The organism is Micromonospora sp. CNZ280 (assembly GCF_011759515.1).
Map to the genome: position 1 here is coordinate 3,070,059 of NZ_JAAOYP010000001.1, position 16,146 is coordinate 3,086,204.

General features: G+C 73.6%; 20 protein-coding genes, 1 tRNA gene, 1 other RNA gene and 1 pseudogene. 8 read left to right on the top strand and 15 right to left on the bottom strand.

All coding sequences use genetic code 11. From position 1 onward, the window contains the following. Positions 1–2: 2 nt before the first annotated feature. The 5 genes from ftsX to FHX32_RS14745 all read left to right on the top strand — a co-directional run bounded on the left by ftsX (position 3) and on the right by FHX32_RS14745 (position 3,694). Positions 3–878 carry a permease-like cell division protein FtsX gene (gene ftsX, locus FHX32_RS14725; protein WP_167181936.1) on the top strand — a complete coding sequence of 292 codons (876 nt, stop codon included), beginning with the start codon at positions 3–5 and terminating at the stop codon, positions 876–878. Positions 879–1,014: 136 nt separating this feature from the next. After that, complete coding sequence (gene smpB, locus FHX32_RS14730) at positions 1,015–1,494, top strand: SsrA-binding protein SmpB (protein ID WP_167181938.1); 480 nt, start codon at positions 1,015–1,017, stop codon at positions 1,492–1,494. Between the two features lie 106 nt (positions 1,495–1,600). Further along, positions 1,601–1,976: a transfer-messenger RNA gene (gene ssrA / locus FHX32_RS14735) on the top strand. 206 nt (positions 1,977–2,182) lie between these two features. Then, positions 2,183–2,647: a hypothetical protein gene (locus FHX32_RS14740; protein ID WP_167181940.1), complete on the top strand. Its 465-nt coding sequence runs from the start codon at positions 2,183–2,185 to the stop codon at positions 2,645–2,647. A gap of 99 nt (positions 2,648–2,746) precedes the next feature. Continuing rightward, positions 2,747–3,694: a hypothetical protein gene (locus FHX32_RS14745; protein ID WP_167181942.1), complete on the top strand. Its 948-nt coding sequence runs from the start codon at positions 2,747–2,749 to the stop codon at positions 3,692–3,694. A gap of 7 nt (positions 3,695–3,701) precedes the next feature. Here FHX32_RS14745 and mdlC read toward each other — a convergent pair whose 3' ends face one another. Continuing rightward, entirely contained in the window at positions 3,702–5,297 is a 1,596-nt protein-coding gene (gene mdlC / locus FHX32_RS14750; RefSeq protein WP_167181944.1) for a benzoylformate decarboxylase, read from the bottom strand. 58 nt (positions 5,298–5,355) lie between these two features. Then, complete coding sequence (locus FHX32_RS14755) at positions 5,356–6,159, bottom strand: S-methyl-5'-thioadenosine phosphorylase (protein WP_167181946.1); 804 nt, start codon at positions 6,157–6,159, stop codon at positions 5,356–5,358. A 171-nt stretch (positions 6,160–6,330) separates the two neighbouring features. Here FHX32_RS14755 and FHX32_RS14760 point away from each other — a divergent pair, with 171 nt between their 5' ends. Next, a complete protein-coding gene (locus tag FHX32_RS14760; RefSeq protein ID WP_167181948.1) occupies positions 6,331–6,921 on the top strand; it encodes a YqgE/AlgH family protein in 591 nt (196 codons plus the stop codon). 112 nt (positions 6,922–7,033) lie between these two features. Beyond that, positions 7,034–7,106: transfer RNA gene (locus FHX32_RS14765), tRNA-Ala, on the top strand. Positions 7,107–7,189: 83 nt separating this feature from the next. Here the strand turns inward: FHX32_RS14765 and FHX32_RS14770 are convergent. The 8 genes from FHX32_RS14770 to FHX32_RS14805 all read right to left on the bottom strand — a co-directional run bounded on the left by FHX32_RS14770 (position 7,190) and on the right by FHX32_RS14805 (position 12,093). Continuing rightward, positions 7,190–7,936, bottom strand: a complete 747-nt coding sequence (locus tag FHX32_RS14770) for a cation efflux transmembrane domain-containing protein (protein ID WP_167181950.1) — start codon at positions 7,934–7,936, stop codon at positions 7,190–7,192. Next, positions 7,936–8,265 carry a metalloregulator ArsR/SmtB family transcription factor gene (locus FHX32_RS14775; protein WP_167181952.1) on the bottom strand — a complete coding sequence of 110 codons (330 nt, stop codon included), beginning with the start codon at positions 8,263–8,265 and terminating at the stop codon, positions 7,936–7,938. Before FHX32_RS14775 ends, FHX32_RS14770 begins: the two co-directional genes overlap by 1 nt. A gap of 79 nt (positions 8,266–8,344) precedes the next feature. Then, entirely contained in the window at positions 8,345–8,680 is a 336-nt protein-coding gene (locus FHX32_RS14780; RefSeq protein WP_167181954.1) for a YnfA family protein, read from the bottom strand. A gap of 74 nt (positions 8,681–8,754) precedes the next feature. Next, positions 8,755–9,222 carry a MerR family transcriptional regulator gene (locus tag FHX32_RS14785; RefSeq protein WP_167181956.1) on the bottom strand — a complete coding sequence of 156 codons (468 nt, stop codon included), beginning with the start codon at positions 9,220–9,222 and terminating at the stop codon, positions 8,755–8,757. Continuing rightward, positions 9,219–9,575: a hypothetical protein gene (locus FHX32_RS14790; protein ID WP_167181958.1), complete on the bottom strand. Its 357-nt coding sequence runs from the start codon at positions 9,573–9,575 to the stop codon at positions 9,219–9,221. The genes FHX32_RS14785 and FHX32_RS14790 overlap by 4 nt, the downstream gene beginning before the upstream one ends. Before the next feature lie 101 nt (positions 9,576–9,676). Next, positions 9,677–10,864, bottom strand: coding sequence for an FAD-dependent oxidoreductase (locus FHX32_RS14795; protein ID WP_167181960.1), 1,188 nt, complete (start codon positions 10,862–10,864; stop codon positions 9,677–9,679). Positions 10,865–10,947: 83 nt separating this feature from the next. Continuing rightward, positions 10,948–11,895: an RNA polymerase sigma-70 factor gene (locus FHX32_RS14800; RefSeq protein WP_167181962.1), complete on the bottom strand. Its 948-nt coding sequence runs from the start codon at positions 11,893–11,895 to the stop codon at positions 10,948–10,950. Between the two features lie 75 nt (positions 11,896–11,970). Next, positions 11,971–12,093 carry a 50S ribosomal protein L36 gene (locus FHX32_RS14805; protein ID WP_030490864.1) on the bottom strand — a complete coding sequence of 41 codons (123 nt, stop codon included), beginning with the start codon at positions 12,091–12,093 and terminating at the stop codon, positions 11,971–11,973. A gap of 140 nt (positions 12,094–12,233) precedes the next feature. On the opposite strand from FHX32_RS14805, the gene FHX32_RS14810 reads away from it, so the two are divergent. After that, positions 12,234–13,169, top strand: a complete 936-nt coding sequence (locus tag FHX32_RS14810) for a lytic polysaccharide monooxygenase (RefSeq protein ID WP_167181964.1) — start codon at positions 12,234–12,236, stop codon at positions 13,167–13,169. A gap of 3 nt (positions 13,170–13,172) precedes the next feature. Here FHX32_RS14810 and FHX32_RS14815 read toward each other — a convergent pair. From FHX32_RS14815 to FHX32_RS14835, 5 genes and pseudogenes are all read right to left on the bottom strand, one after another. Further along, a pseudogene (locus FHX32_RS14815) lies at positions 13,173–13,970 on the bottom strand (aldo/keto reductase); the annotation flags it as partial. A 58-nt stretch (positions 13,971–14,028) separates the two neighbouring features. After that, the gene (locus FHX32_RS14820; RefSeq protein WP_167181967.1) at positions 14,029–14,610 is read right to left on the bottom strand and encodes a hypothetical protein; all 582 of its coding nucleotides are present in this window, start codon (positions 14,608–14,610) and stop codon (positions 14,029–14,031) included. 77 nt (positions 14,611–14,687) lie between these two features. Then, positions 14,688–15,629 (bottom strand): helix-turn-helix domain-containing protein, encoded by a 942-nt coding sequence (locus FHX32_RS14825; RefSeq protein WP_167181969.1) that lies wholly within the window; start codon positions 15,627–15,629, stop codon positions 14,688–14,690. Further along, entirely contained in the window at positions 15,626–15,889 is a 264-nt protein-coding gene (locus tag FHX32_RS14830; RefSeq protein WP_167181971.1) for a hypothetical protein, read from the bottom strand. The genes FHX32_RS14825 and FHX32_RS14830 overlap by 4 nt, the downstream gene beginning before the upstream one ends. Next, positions 15,886–16,083, bottom strand: a complete 198-nt coding sequence (locus FHX32_RS14835) for a hypothetical protein (RefSeq protein WP_167181973.1) — start codon at positions 16,081–16,083, stop codon at positions 15,886–15,888. The genes FHX32_RS14830 and FHX32_RS14835 overlap by 4 nt, the downstream gene beginning before the upstream one ends. Positions 16,084–16,146 lie beyond the last annotated feature (63 nt).

Consider the following 16,146-nt stretch of genomic DNA (forward strand, 5'->3'; position numbering starts at 1 on the left):
CGATGCGGATGAAGTACGTCCTGTCCGAGGTACTGGTCGGACTGTGGCGCAACGTCACCATGACCATCGCCATGATCATCACCATGGCGGTGTCGCTGTTCATGCTCGGCGCCAGCGGCCTGCTGTACCAGAAGGTCGGCGACATGAAGGACCTCTACTACGAGAACGTCGAGGTCTCGATCTTCCTGGACCAGGAGGTGAGCCCGGAGCAGCGGGACGCGCTGGACGCCAAGCTGAAGAGCGACCCCCTGGTCAAGGAGGCGTTCTACGTCAACAAGGACGAGGCGTACAAGCGCTTCCAGGAGATGTTCCAGGACGCTCCCGACCTGCTCACCGCCGTCAAGGCGGACAGCCTGCCGGAGTCGTTCCGGCTCAAGTTGAACAACCCCGAGCAGTACAAGGACATCTACGACCAGTACAAGGACGCCGAGGGGGTCGACGAGATCGTCGACCAGAGCCGGCTGCTGGACAAGGTCTTCGGCGTACTCACCGGGATCCAGAACTTCGCGCTGGCGATCGCGGTCGTGATGGCCGTCGCCGCGCTGCTCCTGGTCGCCAACACGATCCAGGTCGCCGCCTACAGCAAGCGGCGTGAGGTCGCGGTCATGAAGCTGGTCGGCGCCTCGAACTGGTTCATCCAGGCGCCGTTCGTGCTGGAGGCCGTGGTCGCCGGCCTGATCGGCTCGATCTTCGGCCTGGTGGCGCTGGCCGCGCTGAAGTTCGCCGCCGGCGGCGGCTCGCTGGCGGCGCTGGAGGGCCTGATCACCCCGATCTCGTGGACCGACATCGTCCTGATGTTCCCGCTGATGGCCGGCGTCGGCGGCGTCGTCAGCGCGGTCACCGCGTGGGTCACGCTCCGCTTCTACCTGCGGGTCTAGTTACCGTACGGCTCTCCGTGGGCCCTTCCGCGCCGGAATAAACGGCGCGGGAGGGCCCTTGTGGTTCGGGTAGCATGATCTCCGCCCCGCGGCCGGCCGGACCGGTCACGGGTCACCTGGAAAGGGGGTGGCGCCGATGCCACGGGAAAAGGGACGCAAGGTCGTCGCCTCCAACAAGAAGGCCCGGCACGACTACTCGATCCTCGACACGTACGAGGCGGGGATGGCGCTGACCGGCACCGAGGTCAAGTCGCTGCGGGCCGGGCGGGCGTCGCTGGTCGACGCGTTCGCCCAGGAGCGCAACGGCGAGCTCTACCTGCACGGGATGCACATCCCGGAGTACACCCAGGGCACCTGGACCAACCACGAGCCCCGGCGTACCCGCAAGCTGCTGCTCAACCGGCTGGAGATCGACCGGTTGATCGGCAAGACCCGCGAGGGTGGGCTGACCATGGTGCCGTTGCAGGTCTACTTCTCCGACGGCTGGGCGAAGGTGGAGATCGCCCTGGCCAAGGGCAAGAAGTCGTACGACAAGCGGCAGGACCTCGCCAAGCGGGACGCGGACCGGGAGATCGCCCGGGCCGTGGGCCGGCGTGGCAAGGGCATGGGTGAGTGATCTGTCCCGGTTTGTCCGGGTCGGCGCGCCCGGCCCGGCCTCGGGATGAATCCGGTTGCGGCAGGCGTTAGTCTTGATGGTGCCGCCGGCAGGGGCGGCCCTTCGAGGGGGTGACTGGTTTCGACTTCGTACGTTGCGGCAGGGGAAGCGAGCCGAGGAAGCCGACGTCGTCTCGTGAATCGTTCGTCGGAAAACAATAAGCGCCAAGCAGAATCGCGCTGACTTCGCTCTCGCCGCCTGAGGCGGGTAGCAAGTCTGTCGGCCTGGGAGTGCCTTCGACCCAGTTAGCCGGCATCAGCTAGGAGGCTGGCCAACCGGACCCGGTCGCGGGGTCCGTGCGGCGAGATCAATCAGCGACTGGGCCCGTCACACCGACTCGCTCGCGTGATCGGAGGGGCCGAGTAGAGGCACAGCGAGCTGCGCTCGGAGAAGCCCTGACAAGGCGGCGAAGGACCCGGGTTCGATTCCCGGCACCTCCACCACCTGACCTGTGCGCCCCGGTCCACACCCGGACCGGGGCGCACAGTCGTCTCCGGACCCGTCCGGACGTGTTGCCGGTGGGGCCGATGTGACCTGCGGGAACAGCGGGGCCGGCGGGACTGATGAGGCGTCCCCGCACCCTGGACACCGGGCACCGCCGGGTCCACCATCGCTGTACGCGGTCAGACGCAGCGCGGGGAGGTGCCCCATGGTCACCGGTCCGATCCAGCAACCGTCAGCCGTCTTCGCGGCGGTCCGCCCGCACGCCGCCCACCGGCGCCCGCTGGCCGGCGACGTCCACGCCCTGGCCCGCGCGCTGGCCGGCCCGCCCGGGGAGCCCCGGTTCCGGGAAGTCGTCGCGCTGCGGCTGGCCCCGGTCCGGCAGAGTTTCGCCGAGCACGTCCAGCTCACCGAGGGTCCGAGCGGCCTGTACGCGGAACTGCTCGCGCACGCTCCGCGGCTCTACCGGGGCGTACGCCTGCTGACCCGCGAGCACGACCTCATCGCGGTGGCCCTCGCCGACCTCCAGGAGGCCGCCGAGCTGCCCGGAGTGCCGGTCGACGCGCTGCTGGACCGGGCCGGGCGGCTGCTGCGGGCGCTGGCCCGGCACCGGCGCCGGGGCGCTGACCTGCTCTGGCAGGCGTACCAGACGGATCTCGGCGGGGAGACCTGACCGGCACCGTGACCGCTGCCGCGAACCGGTCCGGCCGGCGGGAACCGGGCGGGTCGGGTGCGAGGGGAACCGGGCCGGCCGGGCCCGCGTCGAACCGGTATGCGTCGATCAGTCGCCCTGCTGGGGCTGCCCCTGATGGTGGTGATCGCCGGCTGCGCGCCGGCCGGGTCCGGCGGGCCGACCACACCGGACCACCGACAGGAGGCCTTCGCCCAGCGGGCCACCGAGATCGCGCAGGCGTGGCGACCGGGCCCGGAATGGCGCAGCGGATACCTGCCGATGCAGGAGCCGACCGTGCTGCTCGGCGATCCCGCCTTCACCCCGGACACCGAGGCGGCCTTCCGGGCGGGTTGGTACCGCCAGCAGATCGACCTGCCGAGCGCCCGCCCGGCCGACGGCACGATCCGGTTCCCGGACGGCACGCTCACCGTCCCGCTGGTCGGCGCGGCGGAGGCGTACCGGCAGCTCGACCAGGGGGACCCGCCGCCGTGTCCCGGGCGGCCGACCGGGCCCGAGCGGCCGAAGTCCGGGCCGACCATCGAGCCGGGTCCGGACGGCCCGGTCAGCAGCGGCCCGCAGACCGCCTGCCTCCCGCTCACCGTCACCGAGGTGAAGCTCGGCACGGCGCCGGTACGGACCAGCCGGGGTGAGGCGCAGGTGCCGGCATGGGTGTTCACCGTGGCGGAACTGGCCGCGCCGGTGGCCCGGGTCGCCGTCGCTCCGGGCGCGACCGCCGCCCCGCCGGAGCCGACCGCCCCGGCCCGGCCCGCCGCCGAGGGGATCGTCGGCGCGCAGGACCTCGGAAAGGTCGACGGCACCACGGTGACCTACCGGCTCGGCGTGGGCGCCTGCGACACCGGCATCACGCCGCTCGTGCAGGAGCGCGACGACGTGGTGGTGGTCGGTGGCAGCGTGGTCCCCGCCGAGGGAGTCTGCATCGCGATGCTCAAACTCGAACCGGTCACCGTGACGCTGGCCGCGCCGCTGGGCGCCCGCCCGGTGCTCGACGTGCTCACCGGCGCCCCGCTGCGGCTCACCGCGAACTGACGCCGGGTCAGAGGATCGCCGGCACGTCGGTGCTGATCGGCACCGGCAGCACGGTCGGCCCGTCGGCCCGCAGTCCGGCGGTGAGCGCGTCCCCGAGCTGGTCGGGCGTCCCGACCACCTGTGCGGCGCAGCCGTAACCGCGGGCCAGCGCGGTCACGTCCACCCCGGGCAGGTCCAGCCCGGGCACCCCGGGAGTGTGCTTGAACTCGGCGAACGCCTTGAGGATGGCGTACTGCTGGTTGACCGGGACCACGACCACCAGCGGCAGCCGCAGCCGCGCGGCGGTCCAGAGCGCCTGCACCGAGTAGTGGAACGAGCCGTCGCCGATCACCGCCACCACCGGCCGGTGCCGTCCGGTGTCACGTTCGGCGAGCGCGACCCCGACCGCCGCCGGCAGGCCGTAGCCGAGGCCGCCGCTGGCCATGGTGAAGTACGACGCCGGCCGGGTGATCCGCAGCCGGCGCCGCAGCGCCGGCAGGTTGGACGGGGTCTCCTGGACCAGCACCCCGTCCGGCGGCCAGTGCCGGGCCAGCGCGGCGAAGAGCGCGTCGGCGTTCGGTGGCTGCTCCTCGGGCGGCGGCGCCGGCTCGGCGCGCGGCGGCGGGGGCGGCCGGTCGGTGGCGGGCAGCAGGTCGACGAGGGCGGCCAGGGTCAGTCCGGCGTCGCCGAGCGCGCTGTCGCCGACCGGGGCGCGGGCCGCCTCGTCCGGGTCGTCGGTGACGTGCAGCAACCGGGTGCCCTCGGGCAGGTGGTCGCCGGGCACGTGCGGGTAGTAGCGGAACACCGGGGCGCCGACGACCAGCACGGTGTCCCGTCCACGCAGCTTCTCGGCCAGCGGCCCGATCGCGAACGGGAGCACCCCCTGGTAGTGCGGGTGGTCCTCGGGGAAGCCGGCCCGCTCCGGCGCGGGCGCGGACCAGACCGGCGCGGCCAGCCGTTCGGCCAGGGCCACCGCGGCGGGCCAGCCGCCGGCCCGGTCCACGGCCGCGCCGAGCACCAGGGCGGGCGCCCGGCTGGCGGCGAGCACGGCGGCGAACTCGCGCAGCCGCTGCGGGTCCGGGGCGTACCGGGTGGCCACCGTACGCACGGGCGGTGGCGGGTCGGCCGGCCGGGACCAGTCGTCGAGGGGAAGTGAGAGGTAGACCGGGCCGGCGGGCGGCTGCACCGCGGTCGCGTACGCCCGCATGAACGCCGCCGGAATGTCCTGCGCGCGAACCGGCTCGTGGCTCCACTTCACGTACGGCCGGGGCAGTTCGGTTGCCCGGTGGCTGGCCAGTCGCGGCTCGGCCAGCAGCATCTCCCGGTTCTGCTGGCCGGCGGTGACGATCAACGGCGTGTGGTTGTGCCAGGCGGTGACCAGGTTGCCCATGCCGTTGCCGGTGCCCGGTGCGGTGTGCAGGTTGACGTGCGCCGGCCGGCCGGTGGCCTGGGCGTAGCCGTCGGCCATCCCGACCGCGGACGCCTCGTGCAGGGCGAGCACGTAGTGGAAGTCGTCCGGGAAGTCGGTCAGGAACGGCTCCTCGGTGGAGCCGGGATTGCCGAAGACGGTGGTCAGACCGAGGGCGCGCAGCAGGTCGTACGTCGTGTCGCGGACCGTTGCCATCACCACCCAATCTATCGGCGCAGACCGGGCGTGTCGGGCGATTCGCCCGCCTGCTGGCTCAGGGCAGCGCGAAGGGCAGTTTGATGCCGTCCAGCGCCCGCCCGCAGTCGCAGTCCCGCTCGGTGGGCAGCTCGGCGAGGGCCGCCAGCAGCAGGCCGCGCAGCCGGTCGGTGTTCTCCCCGAAGACCCGGAACACCTCCTCCTGGGTCACCGCGCCGCCGCCCTCGACGCCCGCGTCCAGGTCGGTGACCAGGGCGATCGACGAGTAGCACAGGGCCAGCTCGCGGGCGAGCACGGCCTCCGGGTGCCCGGTCATGTTGACCACCGTGCCGCCGATCGAGGTGAACCAACGGGACTCGGCGCGGGTGGAGAAACGCGGGCCCTCCACCACCACGACCGTCCCGCCGTCCACCGCCGGGACGTCCCGGGCGGCGGCCGCGGCGAGCAGCGTGCGCCGGCCGTTCGGGCAGTACGGGTCGGCGAAGGAGACGTGTACCGCACCCCGGTCGTAGTAGGTCTGCGTCCGGCCGCTGGTCCGGTCGATCAGCTGGTCCGGCACCACGAAGGTGCCCGGCCCGAGGTCCGGGCGGAGCCCGCCGACCGCGCACGGGGCGAGCACCTGCCGTACCCCCAGCGACCACAGCGCCCACAGGTTCGCCCGGTAGGGGATCAGGTGCGGCGGGTGCCGGTGGTCCCGGCCGTGCCGGGGCAGGAAGGCCACCCGGCGGCCGGCCACCTCGGCGATGGTGACGGCGTCCGACGGTGGCCCGTACGGCGTCTCCACCTCGTGCTCGGTCGCGCCGTCGAGCAGGGCGTAGAGACCTGATCCGCCGATCACCGCGAGTTCCGCCGTCGGGCCCATCGGTCCTCCCCAATTCCCGTCGATCACGCGCCGGTCAGACCTTAACCAGCGCCCCAGCCGCAGGCTATGGTGCCAGGCATGGCGTTGACAGCGCGGATGGTCCCGGGGCGCCCCGCCCACCCGGCGGGCGGCGGGCACCGCGTCCGGCCGCACGGCTGACGGGTGTACGGCATGCAGGGAGAGGGACGGGCGATCGGCGGGCGGGCGATGGAGTCGATGACCGGGCGGCTGCTGGTCGCGACTCCGGCGCTCAAGGACCCGAACTTCGACCGTACGGTGGTGCTGCTGGTCGCCCACGAGCCGGGCGGGGCGCTCGGCGTGGTGCTGAACCGGGCCACCGAGGTGCCGGTCGCCGACGTGCTCGGCGACTGGAGCGACCTGGCGCGCCACCCGGCGGTGCTCTTCGAGGGCGGCCCGGTGCAGCCCGACTCGGCGATCTGCCTGGCCCGGATGCGCAACCCGGTACGCCGGCTGAAGGGCTTCCACCAGGTCTCCGGCGCGGTCGGCACGCTGGACCTTTCGGTCGACCCGGAGCGGCTGCGGGAGAGCGTCACCGGCATCCGGGTCTTCGCCGGCTACTCCGGCTGGGGTTCCGGCCAGCTGGAGCAGGAGATCGAGGAGGGCTCCTGGTTCGTGCTGGACGCGCTGCCCGGCGACGCCTTCGTCGACCGCCCCGACGACCTGTGGCCGATGGTGCTGCGCCGGCAGGGCGGGATGATGGCGGCGGTGGCCCACTTCCCGCCGGACGTGGCGCTCAACTGAGTCGGTCCGGGCGCCCGGTGACCGGTCGGGGCGGGGAGGGACCCCGCGAGATGACCATGCCGGCGGGCGTGTGTATAGTTCTCCCAGTGCCCGGGCGACCGGGATGTAGCAAGGGGCCGTGGCGCAGCTGGTAGCGCACCACACTGGCAGTGTGGGGGTCAGGGGTTCGAGTCCCCTCGGCTCCACCCTTCACGACCAGGGCGTTCGTCGGAAATGACGGACGCCCTTCGTCATTCCGGACACCAGCGGAGCCGAGCAGGCAGCCGTGTCACGTCGCGTCGGTGGAGCAGCAGGAGCAGGCCGGCCGGCATCCGCACACGTCCTCGGCGGTGCCGTGCCCACCGGCCGTGCGGTCGGCGACGGGGGCGGTCAGCGGGCCGGCGCAGCAGGTGTCACCGCGCCACGCCTCGCGGCCTTCCTTGACCGCCACGGCGGCGATGACCAGCGCGGCGATCGGGTCGGCCCAGGACCAGCCGAACAGGCTGTTCAACGCCAGGCCGACGAGCAGGACGGCGGACAGGTACGTGCACAGCAGGGTCTGCCTGGAGTCCGCGACCGCCGAGCGGGAGCCGAGTTCGCGGCCGGCGCGGCGCTGGGCGTACGACAGCGCCGGCATGCTCGCCAGAGAGAGCGCGGCCAGCACCAGACCGACGCTGGAGTGCTCGGCCTCGGCGCCGCCGACCAGCGCCCGCACCGACTCCACCGTCACGTAGGCGGCGAGCGCGAAGAACGAGAACGCGATGACCCGCAGCGCCACCCTCTCCCGTGCCTCCGGGTCGCGGCCGGCGAACTGCCACGCCACCGCGGCCGCCGACGACACCTCGATCACCGAGTCCAGCCCGAAGCCGATCAGCGCCGTAGACGACGCGATCGTGCCGGCGGTGATCGCCACCACCGCCTCGATCACGTTGTAGCTGATAGTGGCGGCGACCAGCAGCCGCACCCGGCGGGCGAGCACCTGACGGCGCGCCGGCGACGGCCCCGCCGGGGTCCGGTTGATCAGGGGCAGGTTCATCAGCAGCAGCCCTGGTCGGCGGAATCCGGGCACGCGGCCGGGTCGACCGCCAGCACGACGCCCAGCAGGTCGGCCAGGGCGTGCGCCAGCCGGGGGTCGGCCAACTCGTACCGGGTGCGGCGACCCTGCGGCACCGCGACCACCAGGCCACAGCCCCGCAGACAGGACAGATGGTTCGACAGGTTCTGCCGGGTCGTGCCCAGCAGTTCGGCCAGTTCGGCCGGATAGCCAGGCCCGTCGCGCAGGGCGAGCAGCAGCCTCGCCCGCGTCGGGTCGGACAGGGCGTGACCGAAGCGGGCCAGCACCTGCCCGTGCGTCAACGTCTGCACGTCACCGATAGTACAGCGGACGATGTACTAAGCAAGGTGGTCGGCAGGGACAGGGCTCCAGGCTGTGCCTGCCGAAGGGTCAGCTGGCGCGCGGGGCGTACATGATGACGGCGACGCCCACGAGGCAGATGGCCGCGCCGACGATGTCGTAGCGGTCGGGGCGGAACTTGTCGACGACCATGCCCCAGACGAGGGAGCCGGCGACGAAGACGCCGCCGTAGGCGGCCAGGACGCGGCCGAAGTTCGGGTCGGGTTGGAAGGTGGCGACGAAGCCGTACGCCCCGAGCGCGATGACTCCGGCCGCGATCCACAGCAGTCCACGGTTCTCCCGCCAGCCCTGCCACACCAGCCAGGCCCCGCCGATCTCGGCGAGCGCGGCGAGCAGGAACAGCAGGATCGAGCGGGCAACCGTCATGCGTGCGACCGTAGCGTCACCGCCCGGCGTCTCCTCAGGTCACCATCCGGGACGGGAGCAGGCGGCGCGGCCGGTCAGCAGGTGTCGGCACAGTTGGTCCTTCCGGCGGGTCCGGCGGGTCCGGCGAGTTCGGCGAACGGTAGCGGGCAGCAGGAGCTGCCGGCACAGGCGATCAGGTCGTCGCAGCCGGCGGAGATCGCGGCGCGGAGGGTGTCGCGGATGACGGTGAGGTCGGCCAACTTCCGTTCCACCTCGGCGAGCTTGTCCCTGGCGCGTGCCTGAAGGCCGCTGTCGGGTTGGCCGCGGTGCCGGTGTCGGCCGGCATCGAGCAGGTCGGCGACCTCGTCGAGGGTGAAGCCGAGGCGTTGCGCGGTCTTGATCACCCGCAGCAGGGTGACCGTGTCGGACGGGTAGAGCCGGTGTCCGCCCGGCGACCGCCGCGGGGCGGCGAGCAGCCCTCGGCGCTCGTAGTAGCGCAGCGTCTGCGGGTTGACCCCGGCCGCCTCGGCGAGCTGGCCGCTGCGTAGACCTGGTCCGCTCATCGCGAGCCGGCCGCCGCAGCGGCCCGATCGGCGAGGCCGTCGAGCACGTCGACGTGGGTCGCCGGCACCCGGACGTCCAACGTGAACGCCTCCGGGCCGGACCGGGAGATGTCGAAGGCGAAGAACGAGCAGCAGGAGGACTCCCGGGCGGTCAGGTCCCGCGCCGTCCGCTCGACCCGTACGCCTCCGGCGAGACGCAGCCGCAGGTGCTGCGGCGACAGGCGGTCGGCGCCCTGGACCGCGTCGCGGAAGAACTGATCGAACTCGGCGAGCCGCAGCGGCCGTTGTGCCGTCGGCAGAGTGCAGGCATCCGGCACCCAGGAGTCATCGGTGGTGACGTGTCGGTGGCTCATGCTCCGACGGTAAGCCTGTACCGAGGTACCAGATGCAAGCCCGCGGCAGGGGCAACTGCCGGGCCGACCGGTGGTCGGGGCCGCTGCCGGCGCCCGGCCCGTCACGCGGCGGCCGTGCTGCTCCCCGTCCAGGTCGCGGTGATGCGCCGGCGGCGGGTCGGCAGCATCAGCATCGGGTGGGCGACGCCCCAGGCCGCGCCCTTGCAGACGACCTCCTTGTAGCGGGCCGCCAGCTTCCCCTTCAGCAGCGACGGCTTGGCCCGGTCGTCGGCGGTCACGAACTGGATGATGCCGTCGCGGCGGCCGAGGCTGATGCACTGGTTGAAGTAGCGCAGCGGCGCCCCGGGGATCTTCCGACCGGTCAGCCGGGCGGCGATGGCGTCGGCGGCCTGCCAGGCCATCGGGGTTCCCGAGGCGCAGGACATCCGCAGCGGCTTGCCGCCCGGCCCTTCGGCGAGTCCGGCGTCGCCGACGGCGTACACGTCGGGGTGCGAGACCGAGCGCATGGTGGCGTCCACGACGATCTGCCCGGTGTCGGCGACCTCCAGGGTCGTGGCGGCGGCGATGGGGTGGACGGCGAAACCGGTCGTCCAGACGGTCACCTGGGCCGGGATCACCCGCGCGTCGGCGGTGACCGCGCCGGTCGCCTCGACCCGTGCGACGTCGGTGTGCTCGTGGACGGTGATGCCGAGCCGGTCGCAGACGCCGCGCAGGTGCCGCTGCGCCTTCTCGTCCAGCCAGTCGCCGAGCCCGCCGCGGGCGGCGATCGCCACGTCGAGGTCCGGCCGGGCCTCGGCGATCTCGGTGGCCGCTTCGAGGCCGGTGAGGCCGCCGCCGACGACCAGCACGGTGCCGCCGGCGCCGAGGTCCGTCAGGCGCTCACGCAGCCGCAGCGCGGACTGCTTGCCGGCGACGTCGTACGCGTGCTCGGCGACACCGGGGACGCCGTGGTCGGCGGCCGCGCTGCCGAGGGCGTAGACGAGGGTGTCGTAGCCGATCTCCCCGGCGCCGTGGGCGTCGACGAGCGTGACGGTCTTCCGGTCGACGTCGACGGCGGTGACCCGGGCCAGTCGTAGCCGCACGCCGGTGCCCGCGAAGATGTCGCTCAGCCGGCGGCGCTTGAGGTCCTGTCCGGTCGCGAGCTGGTGCATGCGGACCCGCTCGACGAAGTCGGAGTCGGCGTTGACGACGGTGATCTCGGTGTCGTCGGGGTGCAACCGGCGGGCGAGGCGGCCGGCGGCGATGGCTCCGGTGTATCCGGCCCCGAGGACGACGATCCGGTGCTTCATGGTCCCACTCCTGTCTCGCGGTGTGTTCGCTTCCTGAACCGGGCGGCGACGCGATTCCTGACAGGAGCCGGCTATGACCTGGGTCACCAGCCGGCGATGACGGGTTCCCCGTGCCCGGACGCGGACCACTGGCGCGTGAAGCGGGCGAGCTTGTCGGGGTTGACCTGGCTGCGGACGGCCGCGACGCCCTCGGCGGTCAGCTCCAGGGACATCACACCGACGACCCGGTCGGCGACGACGGCCACCAGCGCGGGTGCGCCGTTGACGACTTCGGCGTAGAGGGCGGCGCGGCCGCCCAACACGTTCCGCTTGGCCTCGCTGGGCTTGAGCAGGCCGTGCAGGAACCTCGCCACCGCCAGCGCGCCGATGATCGGCTTGGCGCTGGCCGGGATCCTGCCGCCGCCGTCGCCGAGGCTGACCGCGTCGTCGGTCAGCAGCCTGACCAGCCGCTCGATCTCGCCGCTGGTGGCGGCGGCGAGGAACTCCTCGACGACCCGGCGTGCGGCGGCCACGTCGACCTCTGCGCGGGTCCGGTCGGCGGCGGCGACGTGCTGTTTGGCGCGCCGGAAGATCTGCTGGCAGTTCGACTCGGTGATGTCGAGGATCTCGGCGATCTCGCGGTGCGGGTAGCCGAAGGCCTCGCGCAGCACGTACACCGCACGCTCGTTGGGCGAGAGCCGTTCCAGGAGGGTGAGCACCGCCAACGAGACCGATTCGCGCTGCTCGGCGGTGTCGACCGGGCCGAGCATCCGGTCCCCGGCGAGCACCGGCTCGGGCAGCCACATGCCGACGTAGGTCTCCCGCCGGGCCCGTGCCGAGGTGAGCTGGTTGAGGCACAGGTTGGTGAGCACCTTCGTCAGCCACGCCTCGGGTGTCTCGACGCGCTCCCGGTCGGCGGCCTGCCAGCGCAGGAAGGTGTCCTGGACCGCGTCCTCGGCGTCGCTCGCCGAGCCGAGCAGGCGATACGCGATCGCCTCCAGACGCGCCCTGGAATCCTCGAACAGGGCGACCTCGTGCGGGCTGAGCGGCATGGCTCCATTGTCACCCGCGCGGCCAGGCCCGGATGGGGAGCCGCCGGGCGCCGGTGCCGGCGCCCGGCCGCTGGATCAGCCCTGGCGGCTCTTCCACTGCGGGTTGGCGCGGTTCACCACGACCACCCGGCCACGGCGGCGGACCACCACCGAACCCGGCTTCTGCTTCAGCGCCCGCAGCGAGCTGCGTACCTTCATGTCTGCCTCTTCTCGGCGTCGTGCGGTTCCGGTGGTGGGAACGCCCCGGCCGGCGCCGCGATTCCCGGCCGGGGCCGGCTGGGCCCGCCGTCGAACCTTTGGCGGCCGGCGCGCGTACCAGTGCGCGGGAGGTCGAAGCCATGACCGTACGCCGCGCCGCCGCCGCCGTGCTGGTCGCCGTCGCGACCGTGCCGGTCACCGCCGCACCCGCCGCCGGGCACGGCGCGCCGACCGATCCGCTCAGCCGCGCGGCGGCCTGCGCTCCCCAGAGCCGGTACGCGGGCACCGCGGCCTGCCGGGCGGCGGTCGAGGCGGGCGCCGCCGTGCGGGAGTGGGACAACGTCCGGGTGTCCGCGGTGAACGGGCGCGACCGGGAGCGGATCCCCGACGGGGAGCTGTGCAGCGGCGGGCTCTCCGCCTACCGGGGGCTGGACCTGGCGCGTACCGACTGGCCGGCAACCGAGCTGACCGCCGGCGCCCGGTTCACCTTCCGCTACCGGACCACCATCCCGCACCGGGGCACCTTCCGGCTCTACCTGACCCGGCCGGACTACCTCCCCACCACCCCGCTGACCTGGGACGATCTGGAGAGGGTGCCGTTCCTGCGGGTGACCGACCCGCCGGTGCGCGACGGGGCGTACCAGCTGCGGGGGCGGCTGCCGGCGGACCGGACCGGACGCCAGCTGATATATACGATCTGGCAGAACTCCGACACTCCGGACACCTACTACTCCTGCTCGGACGTCGATCTCCGGCCGCCGGGCGGCACCGCCGGATTCGGCGGACCCACCCCGGACCGGGACGCCGCGAGCCCGGCCGCGCCGCCGCGTACCGCCGAGGCGGGGCCGACCGGCACGGGGCCGGCGGAACCGGCGGCGAGCGCGCCCGGCGTGGCGGTGGCCTCGGTGCGGGACGGCCACGGTGGCGGCCGGCCACTGCTGGCCGGCGCCGCCGTCGCGCTCGCCGTGCTGCTGCTCACCATGGTCGGGACGCGGCTGCGCCGCGACGGCCGGGCCCCGGCCGGCCGGCCCTGCGAGGTACGCAGCCACCGGGCCCACCGGCCCCGCACCTGGTGACGCTCAACCCAGCTGGCGGTCGATCTCGGCCAGCTCCTCGGCGGTGAAGTCGAGATTGCCCAGCGCGGCGACGTTCGCCTCCAACTGCGGCACGCTGCTCGCCCCGATGATCAGGCTGGTCATCCGCGGGTCGCGCAGCGCCCAGGCGAGCGCGAGCTGGGCCAGCGACTGGCCACGCCGTTCGGCGATCGCGCCGAGCGCCCGGATGGTCGCCATCCGCTGCTCGTCCAGGTCACTCTCGTTGAGGAAGACGCTGGTGCGCACCCGGGAATCCGCCGGGATCCCGCCGAGGTAGCGGTCGGTGAGCAGGCCCTGCGCCAGCGGGCTGTACGCGATGCAGCCGGCGCCCACCCGCTCCAGGGTGTCGAGCAGGCCGTCGGACTCGGTCCACCGGTTGAGCATCGAGTAGGCCGGCTGGTTGATCAGCAGGGGTGTGCCCAGGTCGCGCAGGATGGCCGCGGCCCGCTCGGTCTGCGCGGAGTTGTAGTTCGAGACGCCGACGTAGAGGGCCTTGCCGGAGCGGACGATGGCGTCGAGTGCGCCCATCGTCTCCTCCAGCGGAGTGTCCGGGTCGAAGCGGTGGGAGTAGAAGACGTCGACGTAGTCCAGCCCCATCCGGCGCAGCGACTGGTCGAGCGAGGCGACCAGGTACTTGCGGGAGCCCCACTCGCCGTACGGGCCGGGCCACATCAGATACCCGGCCTTGCTGGAGATGACCAGCTCGTCGCGGTGGGGCGCCAGGTCGGTGGCGAGCAGCCGACCGAAGTTCTCCTCGGCGGCCCCCGGCGGCGGGCCGTAGGAGACCTAGTTACGACCGAGGCCCGCCCCTGAGCAGGGAGCGGGCCTCGGTCGTGGGCGGTCAGAACTCGTGGGGCGAGTGTCCCTTCGCGAGGTACGCGCCCACCTCGGCTTCCTCGCGGGCGGCCTCGACGCGAGGGTCGGTCGCGTCGTGGGTACGCACCGTCCGAGCCTTCCGCGCGAGCTTCCGCGCGGCCTGCATAGCCTCCTCGACGGCGTAGTGCGCGACGTTGTCGGGGACGACACGGCGCAGCGTCTCGAGCAGCGCCTCGGCGGCGTCGCGGATCGCCTCTTGATCGGGGGTCAGCTCGCGCGAGTACTCGGCCTGCTCGGCAATCTTCTGCTCGGCGACCTGCTTCGCGAGCGGGTAGTTCCCGGCGTTGAACGCCTGCCAGAGCTCCTCGCCCGCGTTGCCGGCCCAGACCTTGCCGATCGTCGCGAGGGCCTCCTCGCGGGTCACCTCCGGCACCTGCTCGACGGCGGGCCGGCGGACCTGCGCGGGGTGACCCTGCCAGCCGCCAGCGATCAGGCGATCCGGCCCGACGTAGGTAACCTTCTCGGTCCGCCATCCGCCGAAGGTCGGCACCTCGACGGTCTCGCCGACGGCGAAGGGGGCGTCGGGGGTCTTCGGGGTCTCGGTCATCTCTCGGTCTCCTTCATGAGGTCTTCAGGGTAGAGGGAAGAGGCCGGCCCCGGATCGCCCCGAGGCAGGCCGGAAGGTCACGCGACGAGCGCCGGGGCGACGTCGAGGTCGAGGGCGAGCGCGTCGCGCAGCGTCCATCGCGAGATGCCGAGCTCGGCGGCGAGCTCCTTCTGCGTCGGCTTCGGCCGGCCGGCGTCGACCGCCTCGCGGATGAGCTGCTCGGCGAGGCGCTTCGTCTCCGCGAGCGGGCGCTTGCCGGCGACCGGGCGGCGACCGCGAGCCGGGGCGGGCGTCGGGGCGGCCTTCGGGACGATCGCGAGCACCGTCGCGCCGGTCGCCGGGCGGACCCATCCGGCCGGGCGAGCCGGAGCGGGGCGGGCAGTCATCTTCGCCACGATCGGCAGGCGACGAGCTCCTCGCGGGGCGCTGACCCAACCCGAGACGTGCGGCTTGCGCGCCGGGCGGGCCGGAGCCGGGGCGGCCTTCGGGACGATCGGCAGGAGCCGGGCACCGGCCGGCACCGCCCAGGCGTACGGGCGGCGAGCGGCCGGGCGAGCCGGGGCGACGGTCGCCGGGCGCTTCGCGGTCGCGGTCAGCATGGCCGAGCACATGAGCATGAGGCCGTCGACGCCGAGCGGGCCGAGGTAGACGATCGCGTCGACCTCGCCGAGGTGTCGCAGCAGGCCGGACAGGTGCAGGTAGCTCGCGATGCCGGCGACGAGCGTCACCGGGCCGACGCCGAGGGCACGCAGGGCGACGCCCTTCCATCCGGCGGCGAAGTTGCTTCGCGCCATGACTTCGAGGCCGACGAAGAGCGCGATCGGCCAGAAGACGGCCGCGGCGAGGGCGTCGGCACCGGGTGCCCAGTCGGCCGGAGCGCCCTCGGGCGCGAGGTAGGTGTGCCGGACGTTCGCGGCGAGCGAGCCGGCCGCACCGAGCACGAGGCCGACGTAGGCCCAGAAGCGGCCGGTCGTGCCGTAGCGGGCGAGGCGGGCGGCGAGGGCGAAGGCGGTCTTCACTTCGAGGTCTCCTTCTCGATCTCGGTCAGGCGGGCGAAGAGGGCGGCGTCGGCGAGCTCACGCTCGAGCTCGCCGAAGGTGAAGCGGAGGGCGGCAACGCCCGCGGTCGAGAGCTCGCGGACGAGGCCGCGCGTGACGGCCTCGGCGAGGTAGACCCCGGCGCGGAGCTCGACGAGCGCGTCGGCCGCACGCTCCGGGGCGCGGTGCTCGAGCAGGGCGGCAGCGTGCCGCACCTGGGCGGCGAGCTCGCGGGCGCTCACCGGGCACCGCCCGCCCGCCGGGCGGCAGCGCGACCGGCGTCCGTCAGGGTGGCTACGGTGCCCGCCCCGGAGAGCGTCACGAGACCGCGCCGGGCGAGCGCGGCGAGGGTGGCCGGCCGGATGCTGCCGGCGTAGACAACGCCGCGCGGGTCGTACGACGCGGCGAGCAGCGCGTCACGCTGCGGGCGGCTCACCGGGCACCGCCCAGGCTGCGCAGGTAGGCGGCGAGGCCGGACGCGGGGCCGACGTAGGCGGCG

Coding starts and splice junctions, on each gene's coding strand:
- ftsX (WP_167181936.1), top strand. CDS start 3: ATGCGGATGAAGTACGTCCTGTCCGAGGTACTGGTCGGACTGTGGCGC.
- smpB (WP_167181938.1), top strand. CDS start 1,015: ATGCCACGGGAAAAGGGACGCAAGGTCGTCGCCTCCAACAAGAAGGCC.
- FHX32_RS14740 (WP_167181940.1), top strand. CDS start 2,183: ATGGTCACCGGTCCGATCCAGCAACCGTCAGCCGTCTTCGCGGCGGTC.
- FHX32_RS14745 (WP_167181942.1), top strand. CDS start 2,747: ATGCGTCGATCAGTCGCCCTGCTGGGGCTGCCCCTGATGGTGGTGATC.
- mdlC (WP_167181944.1), bottom strand. CDS start 5,297: ATGGCAACGGTCCGCGACACGACGTACGACCTGCTGCGCGCCCTCGGT.
- FHX32_RS14755 (WP_167181946.1), bottom strand. CDS start 6,159: ATGGGCCCGACGGCGGAACTCGCGGTGATCGGCGGATCAGGTCTCTAC.
- FHX32_RS14760 (WP_167181948.1), top strand. CDS start 6,331: ATGCAGGGAGAGGGACGGGCGATCGGCGGGCGGGCGATGGAGTCGATG.
- FHX32_RS14770 (WP_167181950.1), bottom strand. CDS start 7,936: ATGAACCTGCCCCTGATCAACCGGACCCCGGCGGGGCCGTCGCCGGCG.
- FHX32_RS14780 (WP_167181954.1), bottom strand. CDS start 8,680: ATGACGGTTGCCCGCTCGATCCTGCTGTTCCTGCTCGCCGCGCTCGCC.
- FHX32_RS14785 (WP_167181956.1), bottom strand. CDS start 9,222: ATGAGCGGACCAGGTCTACGCAGCGGCCAGCTCGCCGAGGCGGCCGGG.
- FHX32_RS14790 (WP_167181958.1), bottom strand. CDS start 9,575: ATGAGCCACCGACACGTCACCACCGATGACTCCTGGGTGCCGGATGCC.
- FHX32_RS14795 (WP_167181960.1), bottom strand. CDS start 10,864: ATGAAGCACCGGATCGTCGTCCTCGGGGCCGGATACACCGGAGCCATC.
- FHX32_RS14800 (WP_167181962.1), bottom strand. CDS start 11,895: ATGCCGCTCAGCCCGCACGAGGTCGCCCTGTTCGAGGATTCCAGGGCG.
- FHX32_RS14805 (WP_030490864.1), bottom strand. CDS start 12,093: ATGAAGGTACGCAGCTCGCTGCGGGCGCTGAAGCAGAAGCCGGGTTCG.
- FHX32_RS14810 (WP_167181964.1), top strand. CDS start 12,234: ATGACCGTACGCCGCGCCGCCGCCGCCGTGCTGGTCGCCGTCGCGACC.
- FHX32_RS14820 (WP_167181967.1), bottom strand. CDS start 14,610: ATGACCGAGACCCCGAAGACCCCCGACGCCCCCTTCGCCGTCGGCGAG.